Below are 17,734 nucleotides of genomic sequence, written 5' to 3'. Positions count from 1 at the left end.
GGTGCGCCGCCAGGGACTCGAACCCCGGACCCGCTGATTAAGAGTCAGCTGCTCTAACCAACTGAGCTAGCGGCGCCTGCTGACGTGGAAGACTCTAGCAGCGGCCGGGGCCGGGGCTCAAATCGATTCCGGCCCGGACGGCACCCCCCGTTCAGCGCGCGTTCGACCCCGGGTCGCCCGCCTCCCGGGTGCGGCCGCGCGCCGCCCGGACGCACGCCCACAGCACCACCGAGGCGCCCGGCAGCCAGGGCTCGCCGGTGTCCGGCGCGACGATCCACCGGCCGGACGAGGACTCCGGCTCGTCGATCGCCCGCTGCACCGGCGGCACCGTGATCGCGTCCCCCGGGCCGTGGCACAGCAGCGGCGGCACGTCCCGGGCCCACTCCTCCCAGGCCAGCAGGGTCCGCAGCCGGGCCGCCGTCCCCGGCTGCACGAACAGCAGCGTCCGGCCCCGGTACGTCGCCACCGGGCCGCAGCCCGGGCCCGAGGTCCACAGCTCGTCCAGCACCCGGCGGCCGAACACCGCCGGCAGGCTGATCACGTCGAAGACCCGGCCGCACGGCAGGACCGCGGGCGCCCACGGGCGGGCCTCCCACAGCGCGCGCATGCTGCTCGGGTACTCGCTGGCGGAGGCGAGCCACGCCTCCCCGGCGACGCTGACGTACTCCACCGATTGATAGGTCCAGATGTCCACCCGGCCAGGGTGGCCCGGCGGCGCGGCCGGGCGCGCCGAAAACGGCGTTCGCCGGACAGCGGCGGGGGTCCGGGCGTACCATCGCCCGCCGCATATGCCAGTGGCCTGGCGGAGCCGGCGGCGGGGGTTCGAAGACGGGCCCCATTCCTCGACGGGCCCTACTCCTCCGGGCCGCGGCGCTGCAGCGACCGGCCGTACTCGACCATCTTCACCGCGTAGTCCGGCGTCCAGTCCGCCCGCTCGGCGATCTGCTCCGCGGAGAGCGCGTCGAACCGGCGCGGATCGGCGAGCTGGGCGGCGGCCAGCGCCTGGAAGTCCGTCGCCCGCTCCGCCGCGGCCCGGAACGCCAGGGCCAACTCGGTGGAACGCGACAGCAGTTCGGACGGGTCGTCGATCGACTCCAGGTCGAAGAACCGTTCCGGCTCGGGCGCTGCGCCCTCCGGTTCGAAGATCAGCTGAGCCGGACGGAACCGCCGGGCCGGCCCCGGCACCGGCGGGACGACCGCCGGAGTCGGCGAACCGCCCTGGTCGGACGCCTGCGGATGCGAGTCGGGCATGACGGGGCACCTCCGGGGGTGACAGGGGAAAGACGGCCGCCGTCCATTGTCGCGCGCGGACCGCCAGAACCGGAACGGTGCGCCCACGAGCGCTATTCCCCGCCGGGGGCGTACGGGTGGCTCCGCACGCCCCCGGCGGCATTCGGCTCGGCGGCGTTTGGCGGCGTTTGGCGGCATTCGGCGGCATTCGGCGGCGTTCGGCGGCTAGAGCCGGACGCGGTGGTGGGCGAGGTGGGCGAGGACCGCGTGGTTGGCCTCCCAGCCGTCCGGGAACTTGACGGCGACGCCGAGCTGGACCGGCTCGGTGGCCGGGTGGTCGTCGAGCAGCTCGGGGATGCCGGCCCGGGCGACCACGATGCAGGCGTGCCGGTGGCGGGAGGCCAGGACGCAGAGCCGACCGGTCTCCAGGTGGAACGCGGTGGCGTCGGGGCGGCCGGAGAGCGGGTGCAGCACGACCGTCACGTCGTACTCGCGGCCCTGCAGCCGGTTCGCCGTGTCGACCGTCACCGCCTCGCCCGCCGCCGGGTCGACCGGGACGCCGAGCCGGGCCAGTTCGGCGCGCACCGCGGCGGCCTGGTCCCGGTGCGCGGTGCCGACCGCGACCCGGCCCGCGGTGAGCGGGGCGCTGCCCTGCTCGGAGTGCGCGGTCAGCTCGCGCTCCAGCAGGCGGCGGACGGTGGCCGCGACGGCGGCGACCGCCTGGGCGTCGGTGCGGACGGTGTGCCGGGCGGGCAGCTCCAGCAGCGCCCAGCCGCTGCTCGCCGCCTCGTCGATCGCCGCGTCCACCGCCGAACCGTCCCGCGCAGCCCCGGCCGCAGGGTGCGGTCGCCCGGGCCGGTGCCGGAGCGGAACGGCGTGTACGGGTAGAACGCGGCGGACACCAGCGGCGCCGCCGAGGCGGGCAGCCGCCAGGAGACCGGCAGGCGGTGCGGCCGGATCGCCGGGTTGTGGGCCAGCAGGGTGACCACCGCGGAGGAGGACGGGTCGTAGGACAGCCCCGCCCACTGGTCGGTGCCGACCACGGTGAACGGGTCGAGCTGGCCCGGGTCGCCGACGAACAGCGCCCGTTCGAAGAGCCGGGCGACGGCCAGCAGCGCGTCCGAACGCATCTGGTACGCCTCGTCCACGATGGCCTGCCGCCAGGGCTGCTCGGTCCGCACCCACTGCCACTTCGCCGCGGTGGAGATCACCACGTCCTGCTCCAGCAGGTCGGCGACCTTGTCCTTCGCGGTGACGTTCGGGTGCCGCAGCGCCTCCGGCGCGGGCCGCGCGTCGCTCGCGTGCAGCCGGCCGACGGTGATCCCGGGGGCCTTGGCCGCCAACCGGTCGACCAGGTCGTCGACCTGGCTGTTGGTCTGGGCCACGATCATCAGCCGCTCGCCCGCGCCGACCAGCTCGCGGGCCGCCCGCACCACCAGCGTCGACTTGCCTGCGCCCGGCGGGGAGTCCACCACCACGCCGCGCGGCGCGCCCGGCGCCGGACGCACCACGGCGTCCAGGATGCCCGCGACGGCCCGGTCGGCGGCCTCGCCCGGGGCCGGCCCGGCGGCGGGGGAGGAGGTCTGACGGCCGGTCACCGGCGCTCCGGAAAGGTCCATGCGCTGATCATTCCCACTCGTCCGCACCGGCCGACACCTCCTCGACGGCCACCGGGGGGCCGCCGTGCGTCCACGGCGTGTCCGCCGGGTCCGGCAGCGGCGCGGACTGCCGGGGCGCCAACTCGAACAGGGTGAACACCACGGCCGTGCCCGGCTCCGGCACGCTGCCCGGCTCCGGCTCCCGGCGACGCCCCATCCCGGACAGCAGCCGCACCACCACCTCGCCCGGCGCGGCCGAGACCACCTCGGCCCGCTGGGCGGGCTCCGCGTGCGCCCGGTGCAGCTCGCGGCCCGGATCGGCGTGCGGACGGTCGTCGGTGCGCACCATCAGCAGCGGGCGCGGCTTGGGGGAGCGGCCCGCCGACCACTCCGGGACGACGTCCACCACCTCGCCGGCGAACGCCTCGCCGGACAGCCGGCGCTCCGCCATCGCCAGCGGGTCGTCCAGCGACTCCTGGATCTCCAACCTCGCCTGCTCGCGCTCGCGCTGGGCCAGCTTGCGGGCCGCCGTCACCGCGTCGTCCCGGCGCGGCTGCGGGGGCTCGCCCGCCGCCACCCGGTCCCGGTGCATGGTGAACGACCAGCGGTCGCCCTCCCAGCGCTCCGGCAGGTGCCCGGCCGCCGGCAGCGCCCGCAGCAGGTCGAGGCCGCGCCAGACGTCGTGCCAGGTCGGCAGCGTCGCCGCGCGCAGCACCCGGGCCAGCTCGGCCCGCGCCTGCTCGACCAGGACCGCCGCCCGGCGGGACTCCGCGCCGTCCCGGGCGGCCTCGGCCCGCTCGCGCACCGCGACCGCCGCGTCGTGCCGCAGGATCGCCGGGGCCAGCACCCGCTCGTCGAACTTCGGATCGGTGGTCGGACCGGCCGGCGGGTGCAGCAGCAGGCCGTCGCCGTCCCGCGCCGACTCCACCCACTCGGCCGCCGCCGCCCCGGTGGCGGCCGGCTCCAGCCCGGACGGCGGCAGGTGCCAGGCCAGCCGGGCCGCCAGGTGCTGGTCCTCCAGGTTGCTCTGCCCGGTCGCCCAGTGCCGCGCCAGCAGACCGGTCACGGTCAGCAGCATCGAGGAGCCCGGCACCTGCGCCCGGTCCGTCAGGTGCGTCAACCAGCGCCCCAGCAGAGGGACTTCGGTCGGCGCCGGGTACTCGCCCGGGTCCGGGTCCTGCGCCGTGCGGCGGAACCGGGTGGAGCGGCCCAGCAGCGCCAGGTGCGCGACGCCCCCCGCGTTCGGCACGACCAGCTGCGGCGCGTCCGCGCACAACTCCCGCACCACCGGCACCTTCTCGCCGCTCACCGGGTCCTTCTCGGAGCCCTCCAGCAGCTCCACCTCGTCCCCGAACGACTCCAGGTACGGCACCACGTCCCGGGCCACCGCGGCCAGGAACTCCGAACGCTGGGTGCGGTTCAGCGGCTGCGGCACGAAGTGCAGCCGGGGCGCCTCCCGGTCGGTGCCCAGCAGCACCGCCAGCGGGGCCCCCGCCTCGCCCGCGGCCGCCAACGGCACCAGCACCATCGGACGCTCCGACAGGTGCCGGTGCCGCACCGTCGCCAACGGCTGCGCCCGCTGCGCCCGCACCGCCTCCAACCGGGCCAGCGTGGACAGCAGGCTCACCGCGCGCCCCCCGCCGACGCCAGCGCCTCGGCCCGCAGCCGGGCCGCGTACGCCAGCCGCTCGGACGCCTCGTCCAGGCCCGACTCGGCCGCCGGCTCCGGCTCCGGGCCCGCCGCAGCCCCGGACTCCGCCGCCGCCAGCGCCTCCTCGACGGTGCGCAGCGCGCCCAGCTCGCCGCGCACCCCGCGGCCCAACTGCTCCACCGCGCCCGCGCAGCGCGCCTGCGCCCGGCAGTGGAAGCCCAGTTCGCAGGTGGAGATGCACTCCGGGGCGTACGCGGCGGGCACCGCGTCGACCGCCTCCGTCAGCTCCCCGACCGGCCGGGTCGGCGCGCCCGTGTCGTCCCGGGCCAGGTCGAAGGTCACCCCCTCGGGCAGCGCCGCCAGCAGCTGCTCGATCCTGGTCATCCGGGACAACTGCCGCCGGGTGGTCGCCAGTTCGCGCCGCACGTCGACCGGGACGGCGACCGGCTGCGCGGAGAAGTCCTTCGGGCAGACCAGCAGCACCGTCAACTCCGGTGCCCCCGGCAGCTCCTGGACGGCGTACGGATCGCTGGACAGCGGCCGGCCGGCCAGCCGGGCCGCCGCCTCCTGCAGCGCCAGCACGTACACCGCGGCCTGCCGGGCCGCCGCGCCGACGTGCGCCGGATCGGCCGAACCGTCCAGCACCGGGAAGGACTTGATCTCCACCACGGTGCACCGCCCGGCGTGCACCACCAGCGCGTCCGGCTCCAGGTAGGCCGGGCTGCCCGCCACGTCCAGCCGCAGCATCGGGTGGTCCAGCAGCGTCCAGGCCGCCGGATCGGCCGCGGCCTCGGCGAGCGCCGCCAGCGTCCGCTCCGCGCGGACCGCCGGGGCCGCCGCGGGCAGCAGGTCCGGCACGGCGGGCGAGGACGCCTCGTCCGCCGCCACGCCCAGCCGGCGGCGCAGCGGATCGAGCAGCACCGCGTAGCCGTCCCGCTTCAACCGGGACTCGAACTGCAGGCCGCGGCGGATCGCGAACGGCGACTGGCCGAACGGCGCGGGACGCCCCAACTGCCGGGCGAGCGCGGGCTTGTCGACGCCGGCGGCGTCCAGCAGGGCGCGGCGGCGGCACCCCGGATTGGCGGCGAGGGCGGCGAGGGCCCGGGCGTCGAGGCTGCGCTGCGGCGCCGGGCCGCGCAGCTCGGAGAGCCGCCGCAGCGGCGGGGTGGCCTGCCCCAGGTGCGAGACGTTCATGGTGCGGCCCAGTCTCGCATCCGCAGCCGACAACGCGGAGCCCGGAGGTCGGTCCGGTGGGTCGGGTGGGGGATCATGGGGCGGTGGCCCTCGACGGCGGGGCCAGTGAACCGCACCCTTCCGAACGAGGTACCCCGCATGCCCGCCCGCATCGTGCTGGTCCGCCACGGCGAGACCTCCTGGTCGGCCACCGGCCGCCACACCGGCCGCACCGACGTCCCGCTCACCGACGAGGGCCGCGCCATGGCCCGCGCCCTCGGCGAACGACTCGCCCGCGCCCCGTGGAACGGCCTGCCCGACGCGACCGTCTACACCAGCCCGCTCTCCCGGGCCCGGGAGACCGCCGAACTCGCCGGCTTCGGCGACCGCGCCACCGTCCGCCCCGAACTCCTGGAGTGGGACTACGGGCAGTACGAGGGCCGCACCGGCACCGAGATCCGCGAGACCGACCAGCCCGGCTGGCTGATCTGGCGCGACGGCGTGCCCGGCGGCGAGACGCTGGCCCAGGTCTCCGGCCGGGTCGACGGCTTCCTCGCCGAACTCAACGCGGAGCACGGCACGCCCGACCCCGACACCACCACGATGCACTGCGCGGACCGCGACGTCGTCCTGTTCGCCCACGGCCACCTGCTGCGCATCCTGGCCGCCCGCTGGCTCGGCCTGCCCGCCGAGTACGCCCAGCGCCTCAAGCTCGGCACCGCCGCGCTCTGCGTGCTGTCCTGGGAGTACGGGCTGCCCGCCGTCGAGATCTGGAACGACCACAGCCACCTGGAGCGGCTGGGGCACTGACGCCCGGCCGGGTGTCCGCCTCCGCGCGGGCGCTGACGTCCACCCAAGCGCGGACGCCTGCCCAAGCGCGGACTCCCGCCCGGGTGTTCGCGTCCGCCCGGGCGTTGACGTCCGCCCGGGTGCTGACGCCCGCTCAGGCCGCCGCCGCGTCGTAGCCGTCCAGGAAGTCCCGGACCTCCGGCACGGCGGCGTGGCCGCGCAACCGGTCCGCGGTCCGCGCCAGCATGCCGCGGACCCGCGCGGACCGGACCCGGTCGAGCAGCGCCACCGCCGCCGCGCCGTGCTCGGCCGCGCCCGCCAGGTCGCCCCGGCCCAGCCGGTCGTGCGCCAACTCGGCGGTGTACAGCACCCGGTTGCGCACGAAGTGCGGCTCCTGGAGGCCGATCGCCCGCTCGGCCCGGACGCTGGCCCGGTCCCACTCGCCCAGCGCCGACCAGCACTGCGCCTCCTGCCCGGCCAGTTCGGCCTCGCCGAAGAAGGACATCCACTCCGGGTCGTCCGGCCGCCCGCCCCGGTCGAACAGCGCGTACGCCCGGGCCAGCGCCCGCTCGCAGGCCGACCGGTCGCCGAGCAGCGCCCAACCGCCCGCCTCGCGCAGCGCCAGCAGCGACAGCAGCCGGTCCGAGCCCAGCCCGTCCGCCGCGGCCTGCCCGGCCTGGGCGGCCCGCAGCGCCTCCCGGGGGCGTCCGGCGTCCCGGGCCAGGAAGGCGCTGTTGCTGAACACGTGCGCCTCCAGGTGCGGGTCGCGGGCCATCCGGGCGGTGGCCAGCGCCTCCGAGTAGAACGACCTGGCGTCCGTCAGCCGGTTCGAGTCGTGGGCCAACCAGCCCACCGAGATGGCGAGTTCGCCCGCCCCGCCCTGCAACCGGCGCTCGGTCGCGGCGTTGTACTCGCCGTCGTTGAGCAGCACGTAGGCGCTGCGCAGCGACTGCCCGGCCAGCTCGAACAGGGTGTCCGCGCCGTGCGCGTCGTCCAGCAGCCGGATGTCGCGGACCGCCTGCTCGACGCCCTCCACCTCGGCCGCGCCGATCCGGCGGCGCTCCGCCCGGGGCGGGGCCGCGGGCAGCGGGGCGGCGGCGGAGGGCGGGGCCTGGTCCAGGCCGAGCACGGCCGCCAGGGCGGTGGGACCGCCGTTCAGGAACGTACGGCGAAGCACGTCGTCGTTCTCCTCGTCAGACCGGAGCGGGGCGTCCGGCGGGTGCGCCGGGACGGACGGTTCGGTGGCCGGCGCCCGGCGGCGGACCGCCGTGCGCGGGGCGAACCCGAGCTCCGCCAGCGACTTCTCCGGCCACAAGTGCCGGAACACCCGCTCGTACGCGTAGTTGGGGCAGCGGATCTCGCCGGACTCGACCCGTCCGACGTAGCGCGCGTCGCAGGACACGTGCTCGCCGATCTCCCGGGCGGCCCGGCGGACCAGGGTGGCGAACTCCCCCGGCGAGAGGGCGCCGCGCAGCTCGCGCATCGCCTGGTTGGGGACGGGCACCGGACGGGGCCCGCCGGTTCGCGTGGCTGCCATGCTGCACTCCGAGGTCGTGCCGGGGTGGTCGCGCCGGCCCCTGGGGGGAGGGCCGCCGCGTCGCCACGACAGTACCGGCAGTCACCGCGCGAACACGGCGAGTTGCGAGGAGTAGGTGGGTCAATTGCGGACAATACGGACCTAGTTGCCGCGTTGTGCCATGAAATGCCATGGCTTGCTGTATCGGAGGCCGTGGCCTGGACGCCCGGTCCCGCGTTGTCCTGGTACATGGACACCGGCGGTGCGGGCCCCCTCCCGCACCGGGCCCCCGTCGCACGACCGGGTGGCGGAGCACCATCCGGTTTCCGCGCGACCCGAGGCGACAGGAGGTCCCCCATGGCCACCGGAGTTCCCCAGTACCGACGGCCGGCCGTCCCCGCCGCGCCGCCGAGCCCCGCGCCGCCGGCCCCCGCGCCCGTGAGCTCGGCCGCCCGCGTCGTCCAGTACGACACCGTCACCGTCCAGGTCCGGCACGGCCTGGAGGCGGTCGACATCCTCCGGCTGCGGCGCGCCTGCGGGGCCGTCCAGCAGACCGCCTCCGGCAGCGCGATCGCCTTCCTGGTCCCGGCCGGCACCGCGCTGCGCTGGCACCTGTCCGGCTCCGCCTGTACCCCGGGGGCCGAGCTGCTCCCGCCCACCGACCCGCGCTGGATCATCCCGCCCTCCGGCTCCCAGCCGTACCCGCGCCCCACCGACGCCTGGGTGCTGCGCTCCGCGCTCTGCGAAGCCGCCACCACCCTCACCGCGGGCGGTCTCGGCCCGCTCTGAGCGCGTCCGGGCGCTGCCTGACGCCTCATCAGAGAACCTGCCCGAAACGGCAGTTGGCATGCAACCGTCGTCTCAGCGGGCGGAACGCCCGACCCCGCAGCGGGCAGCGCCCGTCACCCACCGTCGCACCCCCTCGCCGGTGGGCCCTCCGCCGCCCTGCCCGCGGTGCGACGGCGCGCGACCCCGACCGGCGGCCGCTCCGGGGCGGGCACCGGATAATGGGGCCATGGGCCGTCCACGCACCACCCCCGCCGTCCCCGGCCGCGCGCACAGCCAGGGCCCGCTCACCGCGGCCGTCGCCTCCGGCACCGCCGAGCTCCGCCCCGACCGCGACCGGCCGCACGCCTGGCAGCTGCTCCTCGACGGCGCGCCGCAGTCCCTGGTCGACCTCGCCGACCCCGGCCACCTCGGCTTCGCCTACCAGCGCCGGATCGGCCACCTGATCGACCTGGCCGCCCCCGCCCGGCAGCCGCTCACCGCCCTGCACCTCGGCGGCGGCGCGCTCACCCTGGCCCGCTACACCGCCGCCACCCGGCCGCGCTCCCGCCAGCAGGTCGCCGAGATCGACACCGGGCTCACCGAGCTGGTCCGCGCCGAACTGCCGCTCGACCGGGGCTGGCAGATCAAGGTCCGCGGCGGCGACGCCCGCGCCGTCCTGGAACGCACCCCCGACGACTCCACCGACCTGGTCATCGCCGACGTCTTCGCCGGCGCCCGGGTCCCCGCGCACTGCGCCACCGTCGAGTTCGCCCGCCACGCCGCCCGCGCCCTCACCGGCGGCGGCCACTACGCCGCCAACATCACCGACGGCGGCCCGCTCGCCTTCGCCCGCGCCCAGGCCGCCACCCTGGCGGCCGTCTTCCCCGAACTCTGCCTGATCGCCGACCCCGCCGTCCTGCGCGGCAAGCGCTTCGGCAACCTCGTCCTGCTGGCCGCCCACACCCCCCTCCCGCTCGCCGAACTCACCCGCCGCCTGGCCACCGACCCCGCCCAGGCCCGCCTGCTGCACGGCCGCGACCTCACCGACTTCACGGCCGGCACCGCCCCGGCCACCGACGGCACCGCCGTCCCGTCCCCGGCCCCGCCGCCGAGGGCCTTCGACTGACGGCCCCCGCCGGTCAGCGGTCAGCGGCGCAGCGCGGCCGGATCGAGGTCGAGCGGGAACGGGTCGGTGAGGGCGGTGGATTCGCCGGGCCGGACGGTGCGGTCGAGGTAGCCGCCGTCCCGGTCGAGCCGGCCGAGGTGGAGGCCGGGCAGCGGGTCGAGGTCGAGCCGCCAGTAGTGCGGGATGCCGGCGGCGGCGTACAGGCCGGGCTCGGTGCGGCGGTCGATGACCCTGGTGGACGGCGAGGCGATCTCGACGGCGACCACCACGTCGTCGGCGGGCAGGGTGGCCCCCGCCCCGGCGGCGGCCGCGTCGGCGATCACCAGGTCGGGGATCAACAGGCCGTCGGGGACGAGCACGTTGACGGCCGTCAGCACCTCGAACCGGGCGGGCGCGGCGGCGCTCAGCAGGGCGGCGAGGCGGCCGGCGGCCCGCTGGTGGGGGACGGATTCGCGGGGGCTCAGCAGCAGGCAGCCGCCCAGGAGTTCGACGCGGTGGCGGGTGTCCTCGGGCCGGGCGAGCAGGTCGGCGACGGTCCAGGGGCCGGGGTGGGCGTCCGGGTTCAGTGGCCGCCGCCCGGGAGGCCGCGGTGCTTGTACATGGCGGCGGCGGTGAGCAGCAGGCCGGCCGCGATGGGGAGGAGGACGGCGACGGTGCCCTCGCCGGCGGGGCGGGTGGGGGCGGCGGTGAGGGCGACGCGGTCGGGGGTGGGGGGCGCGGGTGCGGGGCCGGGGTGCCGAGCGGCGGGGCGGGGCGGGGGGCCGGGGTGCGGGGCTCGGTGGGGGCGGCGGTGGCCGGGGCCGCGGCGGTGGTGGTGGCGGGGGTGTCGGCGGAGGTGCGCTGGGCCGGGACGGTGGGCGCGGGGGCGTCGGGGGCGGTGCTCCCGTCGGGGTCGCGGCCGTTCGCGGGGCCGGAGCGGGAGGCGCGGGGGCCGTTCTCGGGGCGGGGCTGCGGGGGACGCCGGAGAGCAGGCCGGCGGCGAGCGAGAAGGCGTCGGCGTGGTGGCCGGGGAGCGGGAGTTCGCCGGTGCCGAGGTGGTGGCCGAGGGTGTCGCCGAGGCCCTGGACCGGCCGGGCGCCGACCGCGCCGAGGGGGAGCGTACCGCCCGCGCCGCTCGCGGTGCCGACCGGGTCGAGGGCGTCCACGGCACCGGCCGCGCCGACGGCACCGACCGTACCGGCGGCACCGACCGCCTCGTCGACCGGCCCGTCGAGCGGTCCGCCATCGTCCGAGCCGGGGCGGACGGCGGTGCCGAGGGCGCGGCCGGGGTGGTGCGGCGGGTGCCCGGTGTCGGCGGCGCGGGCGTCGGCCGCCCCGAGGCCGAGGCCCAGCACCTGGGCGGCGAGCATGCCGCCCGCCGCCAGTGCCCCGGGCCGTCCCCACCGCTGCCGGGTGGTGTCCGAACGTCGCGGTCGCTTCGCGTGGTTGGTCCGCACACCAGGGGAGAACGAGCGGGACTCCCCGCGGTCACGCCCGTCGCTCACACCCCGTCACACCGGGCGGGCGTGCGGGAGTTCAGGCGAGCCCCCCGCGCCGGATCACCTCCGCGTACCAGCGGGCGCTGGTCTTGGGGGTGCGCCGCTGGGTCTCGTAGTCGACGTGGACGATGCCGAAGCGCTTGCTGTAGCCGTACGCCCATTCGAAGTTGTCCAGGAGCGACCAGAGGTAGTAGCCCCGGACGTCGGCGCCCGCCGCGATCGCCTCGGCCACGGCCGCCAGGTGCAGTTCGACGTAGCGGACCCGCTCCGGGTCGTGGACCTCGCCGTCCGGGCCGACCGCGTCGTCGAAGGCGGCGCCGTTCTCGGTGACCATCAGCGGCAGGCCGAAGTCGCGGTGCATGCCGACCAGCGAGTCGGTCAGGCCGGAGGCGTCGATCGGCCAGCCCATCGCGGTGACGTCGTCGTTGGCGAGGTGGAAGACCACGTCCTCGGAGCCCGGCCAGCAGCTGAACTCGCTGTCGCCGTGGCCGTCGTTGCGGGCGGCCTCGGCGCTCCCCGCGGCCTCGGCGCGCGGGCCGAGACGACGGTCGGGTTGTAGTAGTTGAGGCAGAGCAGGTCGATCGGACGGCCGATCTCCGCCTCGTCGCCGGGGCGCACCAGCTCGTCCCAGTCGACCAGGTGGGCGGTGTCGGCCTTGAGGTCCTCGGGGTAGCCGCCCTTGAACATCGGGCCGGTCCAGACCCGGTTGCCGACCGCCTCGATCCGGCGGGCCGCCTCGCGGTCCTCCGGGGTGTCGGTGAGCGGGCGGACCAGGTGCAGGTTGAGCGAGACCGAGACCTTCGCCGAGGCGGGCAGCACCTCGCGCAGCGCGCCGACGGCCAGGCCGTGGCCGAGGTTGAGGTGGTGGGCGGCCTTGAGCGCGTCCGCCGGGTTGGTGCGGCCGGGGGCGTGGACGCCGGAGCCGTAGCCGAGGAAGGCGCTGCACCAGGGCTCGTTGAGGGTGGTCCAGACCGGGACGCGGTCGCCGAGCGCGCCGGCGGCCAGCGCCGCGTACTCGGCGAAGCGGTGGGCGGTCTCCCGGACCGGCCAGCCGCCGGCCTCCTCCAGGTCCTGCGGGAGGTCCCAGTGGTAGAGCGTGGCGACCGGGGAGATGCCGTGGTCGAGCAGGGTGTCGACCAGGGCCCGGTAGAAGTCGAGGCCGCGCTCGACGGCCGGGCCGCGGCCGGTCGGCTGGATCCGCGGCCAGGAGAGCGAGAAGCGGTACGAGGTGAGGCCGAGGTCGGCCATCAGGCGGACGTCCTCGCGGAAGCGGTGGTAGTGGTCCACCGCGACGTCGCCGGTGTCGCCGTTCAGCACCTTGCCGGGGGTCCTGGCGAAGGCGTCCCAGATGGAGGGGGTGCGGCCGTCCTCGGCGGCGGCGCCCTCGATCTGGTAGGCGGCGGTGGCGGCGCCCCAGGCGAAGCCGGGCGGGAAGGCCACCCGGGGGGCCGCCACGGAGGTGTGGGCGGCTGTGGGCCGATCGGTCATGGTCATACGGGAGCGCTCCCATGGTTCGAGGGTGGACAGGGCGGTGTATCCGGTCTTCCGGCGGGTCAGCTCTTGACGGCGCCGGAGGTGATGCCGCCCACGATGTGCTTCCCCAGAACGGCGAAGATCAACAGCAGCGGCAGGGTGCCGACGAGCGCACCGGTCATGATCACGGCCTGGTTGATGTCGTGGCCGGAGCCGCCGCCGATCGCGGAGAGCGCGACCTGCACGGTCGGGTTCTGCTGGGTGAGCACCACGAACGGCCAGAAGAAGTCGTTCCAGGACTGCACGAACACCAGCATGCCGAGCACCGCCATCGCGGGCCGGGCGATCGGGAACACCACGTGCCAGATGATCCGCAGGCTGTTCGCGCCGTCCACCCGGGCCGCCTCGATCAGCTCGAACGGCAGCGCCTCGGTCAGGAACTGGCGCATGAAGAACACGCCGAACGCGGCCACCAGCGAGGGCAGGATCACCGACTGCAGGTGGTTGCCCCAGTCCAGCTTCGTGACGATCCGGTACAGCGGGATGACGCTGAGCTGCGGCGGGATGGTCATGGTGGCGACCACCAGGGTCAGCAGCGCGTTGCGGCCCCGGAAGCGCAGCTTGGCGAAGGCGAAGCCGGCCAGCGTGGAGAACAGCACCGTGGACAGCGACACGCAGCCCGCCACGACGGTGGAGTTCAGCAGCGCGGTGCCCATGTCCGCCTGGTCCCAGGCGGTGGTGATGTTCGTCCACAGCTCGCCGCCGGGCACCATCGGCGGCGGCGACTGGGCGACCCGCTCGCCGGTGCTGGAGGCCGCGACGAAGGTCCAGTAGAGCGGGAACAGCGAGACCAGGGCGGCGATCCCGAGCAGCAGGTAGGCGACCGGGCCCGCCTTGTCGTGGTCGCCCGCCCCGCGGCGGAACAGGCCGCGCGGGCGGTCCTGCTCGGCGGGCACCGCCCCGCGGGCGGAAGGGGTGGACAGGGTGGCGGCCATGTCAGCCTCCCAGCTCGTGGCGCTTGCGGTAACGGGTGATCAGGTACTGCGCCAGGCCGAGCAGCAGCAGGAGCAGCAGCATCGTCCAGGCCACCGCCGAGGCGCGGCCCAGCTGGCGCGACGGCCAGCCCAGTTCGTACAGGTAGAGGCTGAGCGTCTGGAACTGGTGCGCGGAGCCGCCGGACACGCCGACGCCGCCGCCGAACAGCATCGGCTCGCCGAACAGCTGGGTGGCGCCGATGGTGGAGACGATGATGGTGAACATGATCGTCGGGCGGATCGAGGGGACGGTGATCCGGGTGAACTGCTGCCAGCGGTTGGCCCCGTCCAGGCTGGCCGCCTCGTACAGGTCCTTCGGCACCGCCTGCATCGCGGCCAGGTAGATCAGCGCGTTGTAGCCGGTCCAGCGCCAGGTGACGATGGTGGAGATGGCGATCTGCGAGGGCCAGGTCTCGGAGTACCAGTTCGGGTGGAGCCCGACCGCGCCCAGCATCCAGTTGACGAACCCGTAGTCCGGGTTGAACAGCTGGACGAACACCAGGGTCGCGGCGGCGATCGAGGTGGCGTACGGGGCGAGGATCGCGACCCGGAAGAAGCCCCGGCCGCGCATCCGGTAGTTGAGCAGGTGGGCCAGCCCGAGCGCCGTCAGCAGCTGCGGGACGGTCGAGATGACGCCGATGGTGAAGGTGTTGCGCAGCGCCGTCCAGAACTGGTCGTTCGACCACAGGCGGGTGTAGTTGCCGAAGCCCCGCCACTCCATCACGTCCGGCTTGAGCAGGTCGACGTAGTGCAGCGACAGCCAGCCCGTCCAGATCAGCGGGAAGAGGCCGAAGGCGGCGAAGCAGAGGAAGAACGGGGCGATGAAGGCGTACGGGGAGGCCTTCAGGTCGAACCGGTACAGGCGGGAGCGCCAGGCGGGGCGCGCGGGCGGGGCCTCGGCGCGGACGTGGGTGGCCACTTGGGGTTTCCTTCCCGGAGGTGGCGAGGGGCGGCGGAACGGCGCCCGGCCGGGTGGGCGGACCCGGCCGGGCAGTAGGGACCGGCTACCGGCGCGCGGCCGGCCCGGATCAGTTGCTGGTCTTGTCGTCGATCAGCTTGGACACGTTCGCCCAGGCCTTGGCCGGGTCGGTGCCGTGCTCCTCGATGTCGAGGACGCCGTTGTCGGTGATGATCGTCTTCACGTTGCCGTCCTGCTCGCCGATCGGCGCCGGCTTGATGGACTGCGCGGCGGCGGCGAAGATCTGGCCGGTCGGCGCGTTGTTGAAGTACTCCTGCTTGGCGCCCTGGACGGCGGGCTGCTGCAGGCCGCCGACGGTCGAGGGCAGGTTGCCGACCTTGGTGAAGACCTTGGCCTGCTGCTCCGGCGCGGTCAGCCAGGCGGCGAGCGCCGCGGCCTCCTTGGTGTGCTTGCCGGCCTTCGGGACGGTCAGGAACGCGCCGCCCCAGTTGGAGGCGACCGGCGGGGCGGCGACGTCCCACTTGCCCTTGCCGGAGTCGCCGGAGTACTTGCTGATGATGCCGGTCATCCAGGACGGGCAGACCACGGTGGCGAACTTGGCGTTGGCGAACGCGGCGTTCCACGGGTCCTGGAACTGGCGCAGACCGGCGCTGATCTTCGCCTGCGAGGCGGCGACCGCGAGGTCCCAGGCGGTCTTCACGCCGGCGCTGGTCTTGTAGACGAGCTTGCCGGAGGCGTCCGAGTACTGCTCGGGCTGGGCCGACAGCGCGGCGTTGAACAGGCCCGAGGCGGAGTCGGTGAAGAAGGTGCCGGCCGGGGCCTTGGCCTGGTACGTCTTGCCCGCCTCGACGAACTTGGACCAGTCGCCCGCCCACAGCTTCGCGACCTCCGCGCGGTCGGTCGGCAGGCCGGCCTGCTGGAACAGGTCGGTGCGGTAGCAGATCGCCATCGGGCCGATGTCGGTGCCCAGGCCGATCAGCGAGCCGGACGCGGTGGTGGCCTGCTTCGACTTCCAGTCCAGCCAGTTGGCCGGGTTGACGCCCTCGGCCTTGCCGAGGTCGACGAACTTGTCGCCCAGCGTGTTGGTGGCCTGCGCGATGTAGCCGACCTCGACCGCCTGGATGTCGGCCAGGCCGCTGCCCGAGGCCAGGTGGGTGGTCAGCGCGTCCCAGTACTTCTGGCCGTCCTGGACCGTGTCGTACTTGATGGTGATGTTCGGGTGCGCGGCCATGTACTCGTCGTACAGGCCGGCCTCCACGTAGCCGAAGGTGCCGAAGTCGCCGACGTTGAGGGTGATCTTCCCGTTGGCGTCGGTGGAGCCGCCCTTGTCCGAGCTCGACGAGCAGGCCGTGAGCAGCAGGGTGGACGCGGCGAGCACGGCGGTGGCGGCGACGGCTGCTCTGCGGGGGCGGGAGGTGGTGCGCATGGGGGCGAACTCCTTTGTCCGGGTGTCTTCCGTGGGTGTGGCGTGGGTGTGACGCGGGTCTGGAGCGGGTGTGACGCGGGTCTGGAGCTGGTCTGGCGCGGGTGTGACGCGGGTCTGACCGGGCGGGAAACGAGAGCTTCGTGGGTGTTCTTGGTGCGCTGAATCTTGGCTACAGTGTGGGAGCGCTCCCACAGCTGGCATGCCGGAAGGTTGCTGTGTCGCGGGGGTGAGTGTCAAGACGTGGTGACATAAACGTTGCCGGAGCGTTTCCACCTCCGTCACCGCCGCCGCCGGTGCTCCCGGGCTCCCGCCCGGGTCGGCCCCGGACCGCTCCGGACCGCCCCGGATGGTCGGAAACGCGGCGGGACCGGCCACAATGAACAGTCCGTACGGGCCCGGGCGGGTCCACCGGGTCCGTCCCGTCCGTCCCGTCCGTCCCAGAGACCGAGAGGTGTAGCGATGAGCCCGACCGCACAGCGCCCCGACGCGCTCCACCCGGGCGCCGGCGGCAGAGCCACCGCGCGCCCCACCCTGGAGGAGGTGGCCGCGCTGGCCGGCGTCGGCCGCGGCACCGTCTCCCGAGTGATCAACGGCTCCCCCCGGGTCAGCGCCAAGGCCCGCGAAGCCGTCCAGACCGCCATCGCCGAACTCGGCTACGTGCCCAACCGGGCCGCCCGCACCCTGGTCACCTCGCGCACCGACTCGATCGCGCTGGTCGTGCCCGAGGCCGAGACCAGGCTGTTCTCCGAGCCGTACTTCTCCGACATCATCAGCGGCGTCTCGGCCGAACTCGCCGAGACGGACATGCAGCTGCTGCTGATCCTGGTCCGCAACCAGCGCGAGCGGGACCGGCTCTCGGCCTACCTGACCGCCCAGCGCGTCGACGGCGTCCTGGTCGTCTCGGTGCACCGCGACGACCCGCTGCCCGGGCTGCTGGAGAGCCTGGAGATCCCCTCCGTGCTGGCCGGCCGCCGCAGCGACCTCGAACCGCTCAGCTACGTCCACGCCGACAACGCCGGCGGCGCCCGGATGGCCGTGCGCCACCTGCTCCGGCGCGGCTGCACCCGGGTGGCCACCCTCACCGGCCCGCTCGACATGGAGGTCGCCCAGGCCCGCCTCGGCGGCTACCGCCGGGCCCTGGAGGAGGCCGGCCACGCCTACGACGAGGAACTGGTCGGCCTGGCCGACTTCACCGAGGAGGGCGGCCGGGTCGCGATGCGCGAACTCCTGGACCGCAGGCCCGAGTTGGACGGCGTGTTCTGCGCCTCCGACGTGATGGCGGCCGGCGCGATGCAGGTGCTGCGGGCCGCCGGGCGACGGATCCCCGACGACGTCGCGGTGATCGGCTTCGACGACTCGATCGTGGCCCGGCACACCGACCCGCCGATGACCAGCGTCCGCCAGCCGATCGAGGAGATGGGCCGCACCATGGCCCGCCTGCTGCTCGACGAGATCCACGAACGCGGCCGGGCCCGGCGGCAGGTGGTGCTGGCGACCGAGCTGATCGTCCGCGACTCCGCCTGACGGCGGGGAGGGGTGGGGCGCTGGTGCTCC

The 17,734-nt window shown here is 75.4% G+C and carries 13 protein-coding genes, 1 tRNA gene and 2 pseudogenes; 4 read left to right on the top strand and 12 right to left on the bottom strand.

Annotated features, from left to right (window positions below; translation table 11 throughout):
• Positions 1-2 precede the first annotated feature (2 nt).
• From QMQ26_RS12540 to QMQ26_RS12515, 6 genes and pseudogenes are all read right to left on the bottom strand, one after another.
• Positions 3-76, bottom strand: a tRNA-Lys gene (locus tag QMQ26_RS12540).
• A gap of 75 nt (positions 77-151) precedes the next feature.
• A complete protein-coding gene (locus QMQ26_RS12535; RefSeq protein ID WP_282205753.1) occupies positions 152-694 on the bottom strand; it encodes a bifunctional DNA primase/polymerase in 543 nt (180 codons plus the stop codon).
• Positions 695-852: 158 nt separating this feature from the next.
• Positions 853-1,251 (bottom strand): hypothetical protein, encoded by a 399-nt coding sequence (locus QMQ26_RS12530; RefSeq protein ID WP_282205752.1) that lies wholly within the window; start codon positions 1,249-1,251, stop codon positions 853-855.
• A gap of 204 nt (positions 1,252-1,455) precedes the next feature.
• Positions 1,456-2,849 (bottom strand): annotated as a pseudogene (locus QMQ26_RS12525) (AAA family ATPase).
• 7 nt (positions 2,850-2,856) lie between these two features.
• Positions 2,857-4,455: a hypothetical protein gene (locus QMQ26_RS12520; RefSeq protein ID WP_282205751.1), complete on the bottom strand. Its 1,599-nt coding sequence runs from the start codon at positions 4,453-4,455 to the stop codon at positions 2,857-2,859.
• Entirely contained in the window at positions 4,452-5,672 is a 1,221-nt protein-coding gene (locus tag QMQ26_RS12515) for a hypothetical protein (RefSeq protein ID WP_282205750.1), read from the bottom strand. Before QMQ26_RS12515 ends, QMQ26_RS12520 begins: the two co-directional genes overlap by 4 nt.
• Before the next feature lie 138 nt (positions 5,673-5,810).
• Between QMQ26_RS12515 and QMQ26_RS12510 the strand changes: the two genes are divergently transcribed.
• Positions 5,811-6,461, top strand: coding sequence for a histidine phosphatase family protein (locus QMQ26_RS12510; protein WP_100838174.1), 651 nt, complete (start codon positions 5,811-5,813; stop codon positions 6,459-6,461).
• 133 nt (positions 6,462-6,594) lie between these two features.
• On the opposite strand, the gene QMQ26_RS12505 is transcribed toward QMQ26_RS12510, so the two are convergent.
• Positions 6,595-7,977: a tetratricopeptide repeat protein gene (locus QMQ26_RS12505; RefSeq protein WP_282205749.1), complete on the bottom strand. Its 1,383-nt coding sequence runs from the start codon at positions 7,975-7,977 to the stop codon at positions 6,595-6,597.
• Positions 7,978-8,313: 336 nt separating this feature from the next.
• On the opposite strand from QMQ26_RS12505, the gene QMQ26_RS12500 reads away from it, so the two are divergent.
• Both QMQ26_RS12500 and QMQ26_RS12495 read left to right on the top strand, forming a co-directional pair.
• Positions 8,314-8,745: a hypothetical protein gene (locus QMQ26_RS12500; RefSeq protein WP_282205748.1), complete on the top strand. Its 432-nt coding sequence runs from the start codon at positions 8,314-8,316 to the stop codon at positions 8,743-8,745.
• A gap of 226 nt (positions 8,746-8,971) precedes the next feature.
• Complete coding sequence (locus QMQ26_RS12495) at positions 8,972-9,850, top strand: spermidine synthase (protein ID WP_282205747.1); 879 nt, start codon at positions 8,972-8,974, stop codon at positions 9,848-9,850.
• Between the two features lie 20 nt (positions 9,851-9,870).
• On the opposite strand, the gene QMQ26_RS12490 is transcribed toward QMQ26_RS12495, so the two are convergent.
• The 5 genes and pseudogenes from QMQ26_RS12490 to QMQ26_RS12470 all read right to left on the bottom strand — a co-directional run bounded on the left by QMQ26_RS12490 (position 9,871) and on the right by QMQ26_RS12470 (position 16,180).
• Positions 9,871-11,199, bottom strand: a complete 1,329-nt coding sequence (locus tag QMQ26_RS12490) for a Uma2 family endonuclease (RefSeq protein WP_282205746.1) — start codon at positions 11,197-11,199, stop codon at positions 9,871-9,873.
• Between the two features lie 166 nt (positions 11,200-11,365).
• Positions 11,366-12,816, bottom strand: a pseudogene (locus QMQ26_RS12485) (glycoside hydrolase family 1 protein).
• A gap of 65 nt (positions 12,817-12,881) precedes the next feature.
• Positions 12,882-13,796: a carbohydrate ABC transporter permease gene (locus QMQ26_RS12480; protein WP_100838178.1), complete on the bottom strand. Its 915-nt coding sequence runs from the start codon at positions 13,794-13,796 to the stop codon at positions 12,882-12,884.
• A gap of 1 nt (position 13,797) precedes the next feature.
• Positions 13,798-14,754, bottom strand: coding sequence for a carbohydrate ABC transporter permease (locus QMQ26_RS12475; RefSeq protein WP_100838179.1), 957 nt, complete (start codon positions 14,752-14,754; stop codon positions 13,798-13,800).
• Positions 14,755-14,863: 109 nt separating this feature from the next.
• Positions 14,864-16,180, bottom strand: a complete 1,317-nt coding sequence (locus tag QMQ26_RS12470) for an ABC transporter substrate-binding protein (RefSeq protein WP_282205745.1) — start codon at positions 16,178-16,180, stop codon at positions 14,864-14,866.
• 459 nt (positions 16,181-16,639) lie between these two features.
• Here QMQ26_RS12470 and QMQ26_RS12465 point away from each other — a divergent pair, with 459 nt between their 5' ends.
• A complete protein-coding gene (locus QMQ26_RS12465; protein WP_100838181.1) occupies positions 16,640-17,704 on the top strand; it encodes a LacI family DNA-binding transcriptional regulator in 1,065 nt (354 codons plus the stop codon).
• Positions 17,705-17,734 lie beyond the last annotated feature (30 nt).

The organism is Kitasatospora fiedleri, from assembly GCF_948472415.1.
Lineage (GTDB): Bacteria > Actinomycetota > Actinomycetes > Streptomycetales > Streptomycetaceae > Kitasatospora > Kitasatospora fiedleri.
The sequence above is the reverse complement of the archived record's forward strand: the minus strand, read 5'-3'. Positions and strand labels throughout refer to the sequence as shown.

Bases quoted from the DNA above. Each gene is read 5' to 3' on its own strand.
- QMQ26_RS12530 (WP_282205752.1), bottom strand. From the start codon at position 1,251: ATGCCCGACTCGCATCCGCAGGCGTCCGACCAGGGCGGTTCGCCGACT.
- QMQ26_RS12515 (WP_282205750.1), bottom strand. From the start codon at position 5,672: ATGAACGTCTCGCACCTGGGGCAGGCCACCCCGCCGCTGCGGCGGCTC.
- QMQ26_RS12510 (WP_100838174.1), top strand. From the start codon at position 5,811: ATGCCCGCCCGCATCGTGCTGGTCCGCCACGGCGAGACCTCCTGGTCG.
- QMQ26_RS12505 (WP_282205749.1), bottom strand. From the start codon at position 7,977: ATGGCAGCCACGCGAACCGGCGGGCCCCGTCCGGTGCCCGTCCCCAAC.
- QMQ26_RS12500 (WP_282205748.1), top strand. From the start codon at position 8,314: ATGGCCACCGGAGTTCCCCAGTACCGACGGCCGGCCGTCCCCGCCGCG.
- QMQ26_RS12495 (WP_282205747.1), top strand. From the start codon at position 8,972: ATGGGCCGTCCACGCACCACCCCCGCCGTCCCCGGCCGCGCGCACAGC.
- QMQ26_RS12490 (WP_282205746.1), bottom strand. From the start codon at position 11,199: ATGCTCGCCGCCCAGGTGCTGGGCCTCGGCCTCGGGGCGGCCGACGCC.
- QMQ26_RS12480 (WP_100838178.1), bottom strand. From the start codon at position 13,796: ATGGCCGCCACCCTGTCCACCCCTTCCGCCCGCGGGGCGGTGCCCGCC.
- QMQ26_RS12470 (WP_282205745.1), bottom strand. From the start codon at position 16,180: ATGCGCACCACCTCCCGCCCCCGCAGAGCAGCCGTCGCCGCCACCGCC.
- QMQ26_RS12465 (WP_100838181.1), top strand. From the start codon at position 16,640: ATGAGCCCGACCGCACAGCGCCCCGACGCGCTCCACCCGGGCGCCGGC.